This is a genomic window from Streptomyces sp. NPDC096323 (genome assembly GCF_040302845.1).
Lineage (GTDB): Bacteria > Actinomycetota > Actinomycetes > Streptomycetales > Streptomycetaceae > Streptomyces.
On sequence record NZ_JBEOSI010000009.1, the window covers coordinates 1 to 15,103 of the forward strand.

The 15,103-nt window shown below is 69.5% G+C and carries 15 protein-coding genes; 6 read left to right on the forward strand and 9 right to left on the reverse strand.

Annotated elements, in window-relative coordinates:
• Positions 1 to 350: 350 nt before the first annotated feature.
• Complete coding sequence (locus tag ABTX18_RS24310; RefSeq protein WP_352124860.1) at positions 351 to 992, reverse strand: DNA-3-methyladenine glycosylase; 642 nt, start codon at positions 990 to 992, stop codon at positions 351 to 353.
• A gap of 72 nt (positions 993 to 1,064) precedes the next feature.
• Between ABTX18_RS24310 and ABTX18_RS24315 the strand changes: the two genes are divergently transcribed.
• The 3 genes from ABTX18_RS24315 (at position 1,065) to ABTX18_RS24325 (ending at position 3,095) form a co-directional block, all read left to right on the forward strand.
• A complete protein-coding gene (locus ABTX18_RS24315; protein ID WP_352124861.1) occupies positions 1,065 to 1,847 on the forward strand; it encodes a sporulation protein in 783 nt (260 codons plus the stop codon).
• 54 nt (positions 1,848 to 1,901) lie between these two features.
• Positions 1,902 to 2,441, forward strand: a complete 540-nt coding sequence (locus tag ABTX18_RS24320; RefSeq protein WP_352124862.1) for a YbhB/YbcL family Raf kinase inhibitor-like protein — start codon at positions 1,902 to 1,904, stop codon at positions 2,439 to 2,441.
• A 147-nt stretch (positions 2,442 to 2,588) separates the two neighbouring features.
• On the forward strand, positions 2,589 to 3,095 hold the full coding sequence (locus ABTX18_RS24325) for an HNH endonuclease (RefSeq protein WP_136330302.1): 507 nt from the start codon (positions 2,589 to 2,591) through the stop codon (positions 3,093 to 3,095).
• Between the two features lie 61 nt (positions 3,096 to 3,156).
• On the opposite strand, the gene ABTX18_RS24330 is transcribed toward ABTX18_RS24325, so the two are convergent.
• From ABTX18_RS24330 to ABTX18_RS24345, 4 genes are all read right to left on the reverse strand, one after another.
• Positions 3,157 to 3,924, reverse strand: a complete 768-nt coding sequence (locus ABTX18_RS24330) for a sulfite exporter TauE/SafE family protein (protein WP_352124863.1) — start codon at positions 3,922 to 3,924, stop codon at positions 3,157 to 3,159.
• 72 nt (positions 3,925 to 3,996) lie between these two features.
• Positions 3,997 to 4,935, reverse strand: a complete 939-nt coding sequence (locus ABTX18_RS24335) for an SPFH domain-containing protein (protein WP_352124864.1) — start codon at positions 4,933 to 4,935, stop codon at positions 3,997 to 3,999.
• Positions 4,936 to 5,088: 153 nt separating this feature from the next.
• Positions 5,089 to 5,517, reverse strand: a complete 429-nt coding sequence (locus ABTX18_RS24340; protein ID WP_352124865.1) for an NfeD family protein — start codon at positions 5,515 to 5,517, stop codon at positions 5,089 to 5,091.
• Between the two features lie 68 nt (positions 5,518 to 5,585).
• Positions 5,586 to 6,383 (reverse strand): ABC transporter ATP-binding protein, encoded by a 798-nt coding sequence (locus ABTX18_RS24345; RefSeq protein ID WP_352124866.1) that lies wholly within the window; start codon positions 6,381 to 6,383, stop codon positions 5,586 to 5,588.
• 200 nt (positions 6,384 to 6,583) lie between these two features.
• Between ABTX18_RS24345 and ABTX18_RS24350 the strand changes: the two genes are divergently transcribed.
• Positions 6,584 to 7,363: an Rv1486c family protein gene (locus tag ABTX18_RS24350; RefSeq protein WP_352124867.1), complete on the forward strand. Its 780-nt coding sequence runs from the start codon at positions 6,584 to 6,586 to the stop codon at positions 7,361 to 7,363.
• 90 nt (positions 7,364 to 7,453) lie between these two features.
• Here the strand turns inward: ABTX18_RS24350 and ABTX18_RS24355 are convergent, their stop codons facing one another.
• The 3 genes from ABTX18_RS24355 to ABTX18_RS24365 form a co-directional block, all read right to left on the reverse strand.
• Positions 7,454 to 7,705 carry a chaplin family protein gene (locus ABTX18_RS24355; protein ID WP_351397035.1) on the reverse strand — a complete coding sequence of 84 codons (252 nt, stop codon included), beginning with the start codon at positions 7,703 to 7,705 and terminating at the stop codon, positions 7,454 to 7,456.
• Between the two features lie 149 nt (positions 7,706 to 7,854).
• Positions 7,855 to 8,499, reverse strand: coding sequence for a response regulator (locus tag ABTX18_RS24360; RefSeq protein WP_352124868.1), 645 nt, complete (start codon positions 8,497 to 8,499; stop codon positions 7,855 to 7,857).
• Positions 8,492 to 9,637, reverse strand: coding sequence for a GAF domain-containing sensor histidine kinase (locus ABTX18_RS24365; RefSeq protein WP_352124869.1), 1,146 nt, complete (start codon positions 9,635 to 9,637; stop codon positions 8,492 to 8,494). Before ABTX18_RS24365 ends, ABTX18_RS24360 begins: the two co-directional genes overlap by 8 nt.
• A gap of 512 nt (positions 9,638 to 10,149) precedes the next feature.
• Between ABTX18_RS24365 and ABTX18_RS24370 the strand changes: the two genes are divergently transcribed.
• Positions 10,150 to 10,893 carry a transglycosylase SLT domain-containing protein gene (locus ABTX18_RS24370; RefSeq protein ID WP_352124870.1) on the forward strand — a complete coding sequence of 248 codons (744 nt, stop codon included), beginning with the start codon at positions 10,150 to 10,152 and terminating at the stop codon, positions 10,891 to 10,893.
• Between the two features lie 105 nt (positions 10,894 to 10,998).
• Here the strand turns inward: ABTX18_RS24370 and ABTX18_RS24375 are convergent, their stop codons facing one another.
• Positions 10,999 to 13,554 carry an ABC transporter ATP-binding protein/permease gene (locus ABTX18_RS24375; RefSeq protein WP_352124871.1) on the reverse strand — a complete coding sequence of 852 codons (2,556 nt, stop codon included), beginning with the start codon at positions 13,552 to 13,554 and terminating at the stop codon, positions 10,999 to 11,001.
• Between the two features lie 274 nt (positions 13,555 to 13,828).
• Between ABTX18_RS24375 and serB the strand changes: the two genes are divergently transcribed.
• Positions 13,829 to 15,085 carry a phosphoserine phosphatase SerB gene (serB, locus tag ABTX18_RS24380; RefSeq protein WP_352124872.1) on the forward strand — a complete coding sequence of 419 codons (1,257 nt, stop codon included), beginning with the start codon at positions 13,829 to 13,831 and terminating at the stop codon, positions 15,083 to 15,085.
• Positions 15,086 to 15,103: the final 18 nt, after the last annotated feature.

The following is a 15,103-nucleotide window of genomic DNA, read 5'->3' on the forward strand; positions in this document are numbered from 1 at the left end:
TGTACTCACCCCTGCGGGCTTTCCTCCGGGCGCTTCCCTTCGGTCTTGCGTTTCCGACTCTATCAGACTCTTTCGTGTCCGATTCCCGGTCGAAGTGGGATTACTTTCGGGGAATTCGCTTTCGCGCTTTCCCTTTCGGCGTGTTCACTACTTTAGCCGATTCACCCGGTGGCTCATAATCGAGTCAAGAGGATTGAAATTTCGGCACGCCGAAATCCATACCCTCAAGGGTGAGTCGTAGGTAGTGGTTGGCCGCCTCGGGTTGCCCGGTGCACGATCCGATGGACCGAACCAGAAGCTGTTCCCGTGTCAAGCGGCTCGGACTACATTAGGCGTCCCCCATGGGCGAGTCAAGTTGACCGGCGACGTGGCACGTGGGCGCGGTACGGGCTCACCGTGGGGTCGCCGTCGATCCAGAAACGCCAGGGATGCACGGCCCCGTCGCCGCCCACCCCGGTCCGCGGACCGCTGCGCACCTGGTCGCGGGGCGGAGGGGTGCCGTGCAGTACGGCGAGCTGGGCACCCGGATGGGCGATGGCGTCCGTTCCGTCGAGTGACCGGTCGATGTCCAGGGCCGTCGCGAGGCGGGCCGGCCCTTTGGCCAGTTCCCGGTCGTGACGGGCCGCGAACCGACGCGTGCGCGTGAGCTCGGCGCCCGTAGTGATGTGGCCGGCCCGCAGGAGTACACCGCTCGCCATGCCTTCGGGGCCGCACACCAGGTTGAGGCAGTGCCACATTCCGTAGGTGAAATACACGTAGGCGTGGCCGGGCGGTCCGTACATGACGCCGTTGCGGCGGGTCCGGCCGCGGAAGGCGTGGGAGCCGGGATCGATCTCGCCGGCGTACGCCTCCACCTCGGTGAGGCGCACCTCGATCGGGCCGTCCGGCGTGCTGCGGACCAGGACGCGGCCCAGGAGATCCGGGGCCACCTCCAGTACGGGGCGGTCGAAGAAGTCCCGCGTCAGCGGCGTACGGTCCGAGCCATCGATCATGAGGTTCGAGGGTACGGGAACCGACTACGGTCATGGCGCGTATGTAGGGGTCAGGACCACGAAGGAGAAAACATGGGCTTCAAGCGGCTGCTCGCGAGCATGGGTGCCGGTGGCGCCTCGGTGGAGACGGAGCTCACCGAGCTCAACGTCGTACCGGGTGGGGTCGTCCAGGGCGAGGTGCGGATCCAGGGCGGGTCGGTGGACCAGCAGATCGAGGGGCTCTCCGTCGGTCTGCAGGCACGGGTCGAGGTCGAGGGGCAGGACCAGGAGACCAAGCAGGACATCGAGTTCACGAAGCTGCGTCTCGGCGGCGCGTTCGAGGTGCGGGCGGGTGCGGTGCACGTCGTGCCGTTCGGGCTCGAGATCCCGTGGGAGACGCCGATCACGACGTTCGCGGGTCAGCACCTGCGCGGCATGAACATCGGGGTGACCACGGAGCTGGAGATCGCACGGGCGCTGGACTCGGGCGACCTCGACCCCATCAACGTGCACCCGCTGCCGGCGCAGCAGGCCATCCTGGACGCCTTCGGGCAGCTGGGCTTCGGCTTCCGCAGCGCGGACATGGAGCGCGGTCACATCCGGGGCACGCGTCAGCGGCTGCCGTTCTACCAGGAGATCGAGTTCTTCCCGCCGTCGCAGTACCGGGGGCTGAACCAGGTCGAGCTGACGTTCGTCGCGGACGACCGCGAGATGGACGTCGTGCTGGAGATGGACAAGAAGCCGGGGCTCTTCAGTGAGGGCAGCGACTCCTACCGCGCGTTCAAGGTGGGTCTGAACGACTTCCAGGGGACCGACTGGACGGCTTATCTCAATCAGTGGCTGGCGCAGGTCGGCGGGCAGCGCAACTGGCTCTAGGGTCGGGAGGAAGGAGACCTTCCGAAAGCTGAACCGACCAGGAGAGGTGCTGACGTGACCGAGTCGAAGAGGGCCCCGCTTCCGCATGACTTCCATCCCGAGGTCCCCTCGTTCACCGTGGTGAGCGAGGACCTGGCCCCGGGTGCCGTCCTCGCGGACGCACAGGTCCACGCGAAGGGGAACACCTCACCGCAGCTGCGGTGGGAGGGCTTCCCTGCGGAGACGAAGAGTTTCGCCGTGACGTGCTTCGACCCGGACGCCCCGACGGGCAGCGGGTTCTGGCACTGGGTGGTCTTCGACATCCCGGCGTCGGTCACGGAGCTGCCGGCGGGTGCGGGCAGCGGGACGTTCGAGGGGCTGCCCGCGGGCGCCGTGCAGGCCCGCAACGACTACGGGTCGAAGGAGTTTGGCGGCGCCGCTCCGCCGGCCGGCGAGAGGCACCGCTATGTGTTCACCGTGTACGCGGTGGACAGCGAGAAGCTCGGTCCTGACAGCGATACCTCTCCCGCGGCGGTCGGTTTCAACCTGCGGTTCCACACCCTGGGCCGTGCCCAGCTGATCGGTGAGTACGCGGAGCCCGCCGGAAACGGGTGAAGCCGAAGGTTCCTCCGCTGTTTGCCCTGCCCTGGTCTTGGAGAGATCAGGGCAGGGCATTTTTTATTGCGTTGTCCATCACGGCCTGCCCGGCCAGAGTTGGTCCGGGCCTGCCAGGGGGCGGGCGGCATACGGGAGGTGGGCGAAATGCGGGACACGCTGGTGCTGAACGCGAGCTTCGAGCCGCTGTCGACGGTGACGCTGAACCGCGCTGTGGTGCTGATTCTTCAGGACAAGGCCGTCGTCGAGCAGTCGCACCCCGGCCTCCGTATGCGCGGTGCCGCCGTCGACATTCCGGTGCCCCGGGTGATCAGGCTCTGCCGGTACGTACGGGTGCCGTTCCGAAGACAGGCCCCGTGGTCCAGAAGGGGCGTGCTGATCCGCGACCAGCACCGGTGCGCGTACTGCGGGCGGCGGGCGAGCACCGTCGACCACGTGGTGCCGCGGGCCCAGGGCGGTCAGGACACCTGGCTCAACACGGTGGCCTCCTGCGCCGAGGACAACCACCGCAAGGCGGCGCGTACGCCGGAGCAGGCGGGGATGCCGCTGCTGAGGCAGCCGTTCGTCCCGTCGCCGGCGGACGCGATGCTGCTGGCGCTGGGGGCCGGTGACCGGTCCGCGCTGCCGGAGTGGCTGGCGCAGTCCGCGGCGTAGCCGCCGTACGCCCGGTGACGTAGACGAAACCCGCTTCCGTGCGGAGGCGGGCTTCGTCGTTTCAGCGCAGGATCAGCTGGACGATGGCGGCCGTGCCGACCGTGACGATGAGGACGCGCAGGAATGTGGGGCTGAGCCGGCGGCCGATCCTGGCCCCGATCTGGCCGCCGAGTGCGGAGCCGACGGCGATCAGGACGACGGCCGTCCAGTCGAAGTCCGCGACGAAGAGGAAGAAGAGGGCGGCGATGCTGTTGACGACGGCCGCGAGGACGTTCTTCACGGCGTTGAGGCGCTGCATGGTGTCGTCGAGCAGCATGCCCATCAGGGAGAGGTAGATGATCCCCTGGGCGGCGGTGAAGTAGCCGCCGTAGACGCTGGCGAGCATCAGGCCGATGAAGAGCAGCGGGCCGCCGTCGGGGCGGGCGGCGGTGCCGGTGTGTTCGCGCCGGCGCTGGACCGCTTTGCTGATGCGCGGCTGGAGGATGACCAGGACGAGCGCCAGGGCGACCAGGACCGGGACGATGGTCTCGAAGGCCGTGGACGGCAGGGCCAGCAGCAGGGTCGCGCCGGTGAGGCCGCCGATCGCGGCGCCGACGGCGAGCTTGAGGACGCGCCCGCGCTGACCTTCGAGTTCCTTGCGGTAGCCGATCGCGCCGCTGATGGAGCCGGGGATCAGGCCGAGTGCGTTGGAGACGGTGGCGGTGACCGGGGGCAGGCCGGTGGCGAGCAGCACCGGGAAGGTGATCAGGGTTCCGGAGCCCACGATCGTGTTGATCGTGCCCGCGCTGATGCCCGCGACGAAGACGGCGAGCATCTCCCAGGTGGTCATGGCTCATTCCCCCGTGCGTGATCGGTCGTGATCGGTGCTTGGTGCACTGATCATGCACGGGGGGTGTGCGCGTCAGTCGACCGGGGGCTCCTCGCGGCGCTCCTTGGCGGTGTTTCCGGTGTTGAAGCCGGGCATGCCGGTGCCGAGGTTGCCGAAGGCGCCGCTGAGGCCCTTGAGTGCGTCGCCGATCTCGCTGGGCACGATCCAGAGCTTGTTGGCGTCGCCCTCGGCGATCTTCGGGAGCATCTGGAGGTACTGGTACGAGAGGAGCTTCTGGTCCGGGTCGCCGGCGTGGATCGCCTCGAAGACCGTACGGACGGCCTGGGCCTCGCCCTCCGCGCGCAGGGCGGCCGCCTTGGCCTCACCCTCGGCGCGCAGGATCGCGGACTGCTTCTCGCCCTCCGCGGTGAGGATCGCCGACTGGCGCGTGCCTTCGGCCTGGAGGATCGCGGCGCGCTTGTCACGGTCGGCGCGCATCTGCTTCTCCATCGAGTCCTGGATGGAGGTGGGCGGCTCGATCGCCTTCAGTTCGACGCGGTTGACGCGGATGCCCCACTTGCCTGTGGCCTCGTCGAGGACGCCGCGCAGCGCGGCGTTGATCTCCTCGCGGGAGGTGAGGGTCCGTTCCAGGTCCATGCCGCCGATGATGTTGCGGAGCGTGGTGACGGTGAGCTGCTCGATGGCCTGGATGTAGCTGGCGACCTCGTACGTCGCCGCCCTGGCGTCGGTCACCTGGTAGTAGATGACGGTGTCGATGTTGACCACCAGGTTGTCCTGGGTGATCACCGGCTGCGGCGGGAAGGGCACGACCTGTTCGCGGAGGTCGATCCGGTTGCGGATCGAGTCGATGAACGGGACGACGATGTTCAGGCCCGCGTTGAGGGTGCGGGTGTACCGGCCGAAACGTTCCACGATGGCGGCGCTGGCCTGGGGGATGACCTGGATCGTCTTGATCAGAGCGATGAAGACGAGCACCACCAGAATGATCAGGACGATGATGATCGGTTGCATCGTTTCCTCGTGCCCTTCGGTTGCCGACGGATCGCGATGATCGGGTCGAGATCGTAGGGGCCGTGGGTCAGGTCGGTTGTCCTGCCGGGTCCGGCTTCCATGATGATCGACATCGAGTGTCGCAGAACGGGCGCTGCTGTGGGGGCCGTTCGGTCACATGACGACGGCCGTCGCCCCGTCGATGTCGACGACATCGACCTGTTGGCCGGGTTCGAAGCTGAGTTCCGCGTCGAGGGCGCGGGCCGACCAGATCTCGCCGGCCAGCTTGATCCGGCCGCCGCTGCCGTCGACCCGTTCCAGGACGACGGCCTGACGGCCCTTCAGCGCGTCGATTCCGGTGGCGAGCCGGGGCCGGTCCGCGCGATGCCTGTTGGCGATCGGGCGGACCACGGCGATCAGCGCGACCGAGACGATGACGAACACCAGGACCTGGGCCACGATTCCGCCGCCGAGGGCCGCGACGACCGCCGCGGCGACTGCTCCGACGGCGAACATGCCGAACTCGGGCATCGCGGTCAGGACGAGGGGAATGCCCAGTCCCACCGCGCCTATCAGCCACCACACCCACGCGTCGATGTCCACCTGGTCATCGTAGGACCGGGAGTACCTCCGCGGACAGGGCGCGAGCCCGTCCGATGGCCCGCGGGCCGTCAGCCGAGCGGCAGTCCGCGGGCGGTGTAGCGGTCGCCCTGGTGCTCGACGACGAGCGGCAGGCCGAAGCAGAGGGAGAGATTGCGGGAGCTGAGCTCGGTCTCCATGGGACCGGCGGCGAGCACCCTGCCCTGACGGATCATCAGGACGTGGGTGAAGCCGGGGGCGATCTCCTCGACGTGGTGGGTCACCATGATCATGGAGGGTGCGTACGGGTCGCGGGCCAGCCGGCCGAGGCGGCGGACCAGGTCCTCGCGGCCGCCGAGGTCGAGACCGGCGGCCGGCTCGTCGAGGAGCAGCAGCTCGGGGTCGGTCATCATGGCTCGGGCGATCAGGGTGCGCTTGCGCTCGCCCTCGGACAGGGTGCCGAACTTCCGGTCGAGGTATTCGGTCATGCCGAGCCGGTCGAGGAAGGCGCGGGCGCGGTCCTCGTCGACCTTGTCGTAGTTCTCGTTCCAGGTGGCGGTCATGCCGTACGCGGCGGTGAGCACCGTCTGCAGCACGGTCTGGCGCCGGGGCAGCTTCTCGGCCATGGCGACGCCCGCGATGCCGATGCGGGGGCGCAGGTCGAAGACGTCGGTGCCGACGCCGCCGAGCTGCTCGCCGAGGACCGTGGCGCTGCCCTTGGTCGGGAAGAGGTAGCTGGACGCGATGTTGAGGAGGGTGGTCTTGCCGGCGCCGTTCGGGCCGAGGATGACCCAGCGCTCCCCCTCCTTGACCGACCAGGAGACATCGTCCACCAGAGCGCGTCCGTCGCGGACCACGGATACGTCCACCAGCTCCAGTACATCGCTCATGAGCGCGTTGTCTCCCCATGCAGTCTCGAGATCGTCGCGTGCCTGTAGGCACAGCTCCCAGGGAAAACCTACGCCACCGCGTGCGCGCTTCAGGCGCTGGGCCCGTCGTCGCCCGCTGTCGTACGGTCCCCCGCTCGTCCGGAGGCCGGGTACGGCGCGACGCCGCCCTTCGTGTGCCGGTCGGTCTTAGGCTGTCCCCCATGCTTTCGGAACCACGCTCAGGGCTGCTGGCCGCTTGGGGCAACGCGTTGTTGGCCGGACTCGTGTCGCCCGACGACGCGGCGCTCGCCATTGTCGGGGAGGACGCGGTGCACCGCGTCGAGGGGCTGCCGGGTGAGGCGGGGCCGGTCGGTCTCACGCTCGCGCTGGGGCGGCTGCGGGGGCTGGGGGTGACGGGCTTCCGGGTCGCGCTGCCGGTTCCCGGGCATCCGCTGGGCCTCAGCGGTCCGGCGGAGTTCAACGCCCGGGCGCTGGAGGCCGAGGAGGCGGTGGTCACCTACGGTGCGCCGTACGGGCTGGTGCCCGAGGTGCGGGAGGCGGGGCCCGCCGGGGATCTCCACGTCGACGTGGTGTGGCGGTGTCTGGGGGTGCGCGAGGCGCCGCCGGCCGATGTGCCGTCGCTTGGCGAGGCGGAGCGGGAGCTCGCCGAGGCGTTGCGGGATGCGACGGCGTTGCTGTCGAGGCTCGATGTGGCCGGGTCGGGGCCGGTGGCCGAGGCGGCGGTGGACGCGTACCGGGCGCGGGCGGAGCGGGGGCGCGAGGTGCTCGCCCCGGGTTATCCGCCGCGGGCGGTGCGGGTGCTGGAGCTGGCGCAGCGGGTCGGGCTGCTGGTCGAGGTGGCGTACGAGAACGGGCACGGCGGTGCGGTGAGCGCGTCGGAGATGGCGGCGCGGGGGGAGGCGCTGCGGCCGGTGGAGCGGGTGGCCCGGCGCGCGCAGGTGGCCGCGTACAACGCGTACGTGGAGGAGCGGGCGCGGTAGCGGGAGAACCGAGCGGAGCCGGGGTACAGCACGAGGCCGCCGGCCGGTCCCCGTGGGACCGGCCGACGGCATCGCCGTGGACGCGGAGCGTCAGTGGTTCAGGCCGAAGTTGCCGAACGCCGGGTTGAGCAGGCCGATCACGTTGACCGTGTTGCCGACCACGTTCACCGGGACGTGGACCGGGACCTGGACGAGGTTGCCGCTCGCCACGCCCGGGGAGTGGGCCGCGACACCGTGGGCGCCGGCACCGCTGTGACCGGTGGCGGAGGCCGCTCCGGCGCCGGCGGCGATGATGCCACCGGCGATCATGGTGACGGCGGCAGCCTTCTTCAGGTTCTTCACTTCAGGATCCTCCTAGCATCGCTGCGGCCAGCCGCCGCAGCACGCCATGAAGAACGCTCCGGGCCGAAAGAGGATGCGCCGTTCGGGTGACGTCCACCCGGGAGTGTGAATCCCGGGCCGGAGGATGACGCACGGTTCCGGTCGCTCCTTCAGTCCGCCGCCCCGTGCCGCACGGCCCAGATCGCCGCCTGGGTGCGGTCGGACAGGTCCAGCTTCATCAGGATGTTCGAGACATGCGTCTTGACGGTCTTCTCGGACAGCACCAGGGCCCGCGCGATCTCCCGGTTCGACCGGCCGTCGGCGATCAGGCCCAGCACCTCCCGCTCCCGTTCGGTGAGGGTGCTCCCCCGGCCCGTGCCCGTTCCCGGGTCGTCCTGGGCGAGCAGCGCGCCGGCCACTTCCGGCTGGAGCAGGACGTGGCCCGCGTGCACCGAGCGGATGGCACCGGCCAGCGCGTCCGGGTCGACGTCCTTATAGACGTATCCGCAGGCGCCTGCGCGCAGGGCGGGGACGACGGTGCGCTGCTCGGTGAAGCTGGTGACGATCAGGACCCTGGCGGGGTTCTCCAGCTCGCGGAGCCTGCGCAGGGCCTCTATGCCGTCGGTGCCCGGCATCTTGATGTCCATCAGCACCACGTCGGGACGCAGCTCCTCCGCCCGGGCCACCCCTTCGGCGCCGTCGGCGGCCTCCCCGACGACCTCTATGTCGTCCTGGATCTCCAGGAACGTACGCAGCCCGCGGCGGACCACCTGGTGGTCGTCGACCAGCAGCACCCTGATGAGCTTGTCAGCCACCGGGCACCTCCATCTCGATCGTGGTGCCCTTGCCGGGCGCCGATTCAACGGTGAGCCTGCCGCCGACGCCATCGGCACGGTCCCGCATCGACACGAGGCCCAGGTGCCTTCCCGCCCGGCGGGTGGCCGCGGGTTCGAAGCCGCTGCCGTCGTCCGTGATCCGCAGCACCGTGCCGCCGTCGCGGCGGGTGAGGGTGACGTCGACGTGCCCGGCGCCCGAGTGGCGCAGCGCGTTGTGCAGCGCCTCCTGGGAGACCCGGAGCAGCGCTTCCTCCTGGGCGGCGGGCAGCGCCCGTACGCCCACGCTCCCGAAGGTGACCTCGGCCGTGTGGGCGCGGTCCAGGACCTGGATCTGGGTCCGGAGGGTGGCGACGAGGCCGTCCTCGTCGAGCGCGGCGGGGCGGAGCTCGACGACGGCGGCGCGCAGCTCGTCGACGGCCTCCGCCGCCAGGGCTGCGACCTGCTGGAGCTCGCCCTTCGCGCGGGCCGGGTCCCGGTCGACCAGAGCGGCGGCGGCCTGGGCGGTGAGCCGGAGGGAGAAGAGCTTCTGGCTGACCGCGTCGTGCAGCTCGTGGGCGAGTCGGGAGCGTTCCTCGGCGATGGTGAGCTCGCGGCTGCGCTCGTACAGCCGGGCGTTCGTCAGGGCGATCGCCGCGTGCTGGGCGAGGATCGCCAGCAGCTCCTCGTCCTCGGCGGTGAATCCGCAGGTGCCCTCGGGCTTCGGGCAGCGCTTGTTGGCGAGGAAGAGGGCCCCGATGATGTCGTCGCCGTCCCTGATCGGCAGCCCGAGGAAGTCGGACATGTCGGGGTGGGCGGCCGGCCAGCCCCCGAAGCGCGGGTCCTTGCGGACGTCGGCCAGGCGCTCGGGCTTCGCCTCGTGGAGCATCGCGGCGAGGATGCCGTGCTGGCGCGGGAGCGGGCCGATGGCCTTCCACTGCTCGTCGCTGACGCCGTCGACGACGAACTGGGCGAAGCCGCCGTGGTCGTCGGGGACCCCGAGGGCGGCGTACTCGGCGTCGAGCAGTTCGCGGGCGGACGCGACGATCGTTTTCAGGACGTCCCGCGTTTCGAGGTGCCGGCTCATGGCGAGCAGCGCGGCACTCACCGCTGCGAGGCCCGACGGTGGGCGATGGCTCATGGCGTCACGGTACCGGCGGGCCCGCCCGGCCCGTATCCGTCCGGGGACGGCCCCTGACAGGGGCGCAGGGACTAGGCCCGTGCGCCGAGCCGGTCTGACTCGGCCTCGAAAGAGCCCTGAAACCGCTCAGAATCAGCCAAAAGTGCCGAAACGGCATCGAAGTAGCCCCGGAACGGCCTCGCGGAGGCCGATCATGAACCGGAATCTCACACTCCGCATTGCTGGAGCAACGGATGGTGAGTTCACCACCCGCCCGATGTGAGGCCGCGCATAGGACCCACGTCACTTACGAAGCCGCCTAGTGGAGAGATAAGGGCGATTTGGGTGGTGATGGGCCCGGATCACCGGCGTACAACGCCCTCGTGTTCCACTATCCGGCTTCGTACGTCACACCTTTGCCAGGGCATTTTGCGGCCGCTAACAATTGCATCTGTCCCCGACGGAGAAGCGAAGTCGCCTCCCGTCTTCGTCCTCCGTGAGGACCTTCCGCGATTCGAAGAGGTACGCCTGATATGACCGTCTCCAGCATTCCCGGCCGTCTCCGACGCCTGAACAAGACCCAGAAGCTCTCCGCCGCCGGCATCTCCGCCGTCGCCGCCGCTGCCCTCTCCTTGTCCCTGGTGCCCGGTAACGCCGAGGCCGAGACCGAGCCCCAGGCACTCTCCGCCTCCCCCGTCGTCTTCGGCTCCGCCGCCGGCGCCCCGCAGGCCAAGACCATCCAGGCGAGCCTCATCGAGCAGCACTCCTCGGCCGAGCAGATGGTCAAGGCCATCGCCGCCGAGAAGGCCGCGAAGGCCGAGAAGGCCGCCGCCGTGAAGGCGAAGGCCGAGGCTGTCGCCAAGGCCGACGCGAAGAAGAAGGCCGCCGCGAAGTGGAAGGCCAAGAAGGCCGCCGCCGAGCGCTCCAGCCGCTCCGAGTCCCGTACCCCCGTGTACGCGAACAACCTGGACGGTTGGATCAAGGAGTCCCTGGCCATCATGAAGGCCAAGGGCATCCCCGGCACCTACGAGGGCCTGCACCGCAACATCATGCGTGAGTCCAGTGGCAACCCGAACGCCATCAACGACTGGGACATCAACGCCATCAACGGTGTGCCGTCGATCGGTCTGCTCCAGATCATCAAGCCGACGTTCGACGCGTACCACGTCAGTGGTACCCCCCACACCCAGTACGACCCGGTCGCCAACCTGACCGCCTCGGCCAACTACGCCGCCGACAAGTACGGCTCGATCGACAACGTCGACAGCGCGTACTGACCTGACCGGTCCGGCTCACGCCTGATCCGTCCGGACTCACGCCGAAGGGCGGCACCCCACGCGGGGTGCCGCCCTTCGGCGTCGTGCTGTGCGCCGGGGCGCCCGCTACTTGCGCATGACCTCGGGTTCGTGGCGGCGCAGCAGCCGTGCGACCGCGAACCCGCAGATGACGCCGAGGACGAGCAGCACCGCGATGTTCATCCCCCACTGCCCGGCCGTGTGCTCCCACAGCGGGTCGAGGTCCGTGGGGTTCTTCTGGTCCCACGGCGGCATGAGGTGGGCGAGGTCGAGCGTGGAGCCCGCGCCCGCGATGGCCCAGCGCGACGGCATCAGCCAGGCGAACTGCTCGAGGCCGGGCGATCCGTACACCTGGAAGAGGATGCCGGTGAACACGACCTGGACGATCGCGAACATGACCAGCAGCGGCATGGTCTTCTCGGAGGTCTTCACCAGCGAGGAGATGACCAGGCCGAACATCATCGAGGTGAAACCGAGCGCGATGATCGTCACGCAGAGTTCCACGGCCGGCGGCATGATCAGGCCCTCGGCGGGCAGATCGCGGGTCGCGAAGCCGATGCCGCAGATGATGACGCCCTGGAAGGCCGTGATCACGCCGAGCACGATCACCTTGGACATCAGGTAGGCCGAGCGGGACAGGCCGGTGGCCCGTTCCCGTTCGTAGATCACGCGTTCCTTGATCAGTTCTCGTACGGAGTTGGCAGCGGCCGAGAAGGTCATGCCGATCACCAGGATCAGCATGATCGTGCCGGCGTCCCCGTTGAACCGGGACGGCGGCTTCGGCGGGGCGAGGCCGAAGTCGGCGGGGATGACCACGCTGACGATGCCGAGCACCGCGGGCAGGATCACCATCAGGCCCAAGAAGCCCTTGTCGGACGCGATCACCGAGACGTAGCGGCGCATCAGCGTCCACAGCTGGGTCATCCAGCCCTGGGGCTTCGGCGGGCGCATCTGCTGATGCGGCGGCATGTGTACGGGCTGTGCGGCGACGGCGTCGATGTCGGCGGCGTACATCTGGTAGTGCTGCGAACCGCGCCAGCGGCCCGCCCAGTCGTAGTCGCGGTAGTTCTCGAACGCGGAGAAGACATCGGCCCAGGTGCTGTAGCCGAAGAAGTTGAGCGCTTCCTCCGGCGGACCGAAGTAGGCGACGGAACCGCCCGGCGCCATCACCAGGAGCTTGTCGCAGATGGCCAGCTCGGCGACGGAGTGTGTGACGACGAGGACGGTGCGGCCGTCGTCGGCCAGGCCGCGCAGCAGCTGCATGACATCGCGGTCCATGCCCGGGTCCAGGCCGGAGGTCGGCTCGTCCAGGAAGATCAGCGACGGCTTGGTCAGCAGCTCCAGGGCCACCGAGACGCGCTTGCGCTGGCCGCCGGAGAGGGAGGTGACCTTCTTGTCCTTGTGGATGTCGAGCTTGAGCTCGGCGAGGACCTCCTGGATCCGGGCCTGGCGCTCGGCCTCCGTGGTGTCCGCGGGGAAGCGGAGCTTGGCGGCGTACTTGAGGGCCCGCGCGACGGTCAGCTCCTTGTGCAGGATGTCGTCCTGCGGGACCAGACCGATGCGCTGGCGCAGCTCGGCGAACTGCTTGTACAGATTCCGGTTGTCGTAGAGGACGTCGCCCTGGTTGGCGGGCCGGTAGCCGGTGAGCGCCTTGAGAAGGGTGGACTTTCCGGAGCCGGACGGGCCGATGACCCCGATCAGCGACTTCTCCGGGACGCCGAACGACACGTCCTTGAGGATCTGCTTGCCTCCGTCGACCGTCACCGTGAGGTGGCGGGCGGCGAAGGAGACCTCACCGGTGTCGACGAACTCCTCGAGCCGGTCACCGACGAGGCGGAAGGTCGAGTGACCGACGCCGACGATGTCGTTCGGGCCGATGAGTGCGGAGCCGGACTTCGAGAGCGGCTGGCCGTTGACGTAGGTGCCGTTGTGGGATCCCAGGTCGCGGATCTCGAACCGGCCGTCGGGCGTCGCGTGGAACTCGGCGTGGTGGCGCGAGACCTGCAGGTCGGAGACGACCAGCTCGTTCTCCAACGCACGGCCGATCCGCATCACCCGGCCGAGCGCCAGCTGGTGGAACGTGGTCGGGCTCCGGTCGCCGTACACCGGCGGCGCCCCCGCCGCGCCGCCGCCGTGGGGTGCCGGTGGCATGCCCTGCTGCTGCGGCACGTGAGGCTGCATGGGCTGCTGGGGCTGCGCCTGCGGTGTCTGCTGCCAGGCCTGCGGCTGGGCGGGCGGCTGCTGGCCACCGGGTCCCGACGGCTGCGGGGCCCGGTGCGGCTGCTGCTGCGGCTGGGCGGGGGCCTGGGCACCCGCGGCGGCCTGCCCGCTGTACACGCCGGCGCCGCCGAGGCTCAGCCGCGGTCCGTCGGTGGCGTTGCCCAGGTTCACCGTGGAGCCGGGCCCGATCTCCACCTGGTGGATCCGCTGGCCGTGCACATAGGTGCCGTTGGTGCTGCCGTGGTCCTCGATGAACCAACTGTGCCCGCTCCAGCTGATCGTGGCGTGCCGCCACGACACCCTGGCGTCGTCGATCGTCATGTCGCCCTGCGGATCACGTCCGAGGGTGTACGACCTGGACGGATCGAGCGTCCAGGTCCTGCCATTCAATTCCAGTACGAGTTCCGGCACTCCGCGCCCCACTAGTTGTCCCCCGAATTACCCCCGTTGCAGGGAGTCTAGGGATGCTGAACATCGTGGGGAACTATTCCAGGAGCAGTCCCGGAAGCGAAAGCCGGACGGGAGGTTGACCGAACCGAGACCGCACCGTTGCTCATGACCCGGCCCAGAAGGCCACCTACAGCCATATCCATCAGCAGACCGGCACGCAACGGGACATCCAGGGCATCGGCCCGACTGTCCGGTCCTCGGGACGCGCCGTCGGGGGCGTACCGCGGACCGATACGGTGGGGGCACCATGAGCGCACCTCAGCCCCCTCAGTCCGCCCTGTCTCCTGAGCATCCTGAGTCACGTCGGGACGCAGACACGCCGACCCTCCTCGTGAAGATCTTCGGGAAGGACCGGCCCGGAATCACCGCCGGGCTCTTCGACACCCTCGCCGCCTACTCGGTCGATGTGGTCGACATCGAGCAGGTCGTCACCCGTGGCCGCATCGTCCTGTGCGCGCTGGTCACCGCCCCGACCGCGGGCGGAACCACCGAGGGCGATCTGCGGGCTACCGTGCACAGCTGGGCCGAGTCGCTGAAGCTGCAGGCCGAGATCATCTCCGGCACGGGTGACAACCGTCCGCGTGGCGACGGCCGTTCGCATGTGACGGTGCTCGGCCATCCGCTGACCGCGGAGTCGACCGCCGCCATAGCGGCCACGATCACCTCGACCGGCGGAAATATCGACCGGATCTTCCGGCTGGCGAAATATCCGGTGACCGCGGTCGAGTTCGCGGTGTCCGGCACCGGGACGGAGGCGCTGCGCACCGCGCTGGCCACCGAGGCCGCCGGGATCGGCGTCGATGTGGCGGTCGTCTCCGCCGGGCTGAGCCGGCGGGCGCAGCGGCTCGTCGTGATGGACGTCGACTCGACGCTCATCCAGGACGAGGTCATCGAGCTCTTCGCGGCCCACGCCGGGTGCGAGGCGGAGGTCGCCGCGGTGACCGAGCAGGCGATGCGCGGCGAGCTCGACTTCGAGCAGTCGCTGCACGCGCGCGTGGCGCTGCTGGCGGGGCTCGACGTCTCGGTGGTGGAGAAGGTCCGTGCCGACGTGCGGCTGACGCCGGGCGCGCGGACCCTGATCCGTACGCTGAAGCGGCTCGGCTATCAAGTGGGCGTCGTCTCGGGCGGGTTCACCCAGGTGACGGACGATCTCAAGGAGCGGCTAGGGCTCGACTTCGCCTCTGCCAACACTCTGGAGGTCGTCGACGGGAAGCTCACCGGCCGGGTGACCGGGGACATCGTCGACCGGGCCGGCAAGGCCCGGCTGTTGCGGAGCTTCGCCGAGGAGGCCGGGGTGCCGCTGGCACAGACGGTGGCGATCGGTGACGGGGCGAACGACCTGGACATGCTGAACACCGCGGGGCTCGGGGTCGCCTTCAACGCCAAGCCGGTGGTCCGCGAGGCCGCGCATACCGCGGTGAACGTGCCGTTCCTGGACACCGTGCTCTATCTGCTGGGCATCACCCGCGAGGAGGTCGAGGCCGCCGACGGCCTCGTCGAATAGGGCCCGCGCCCGCACGTG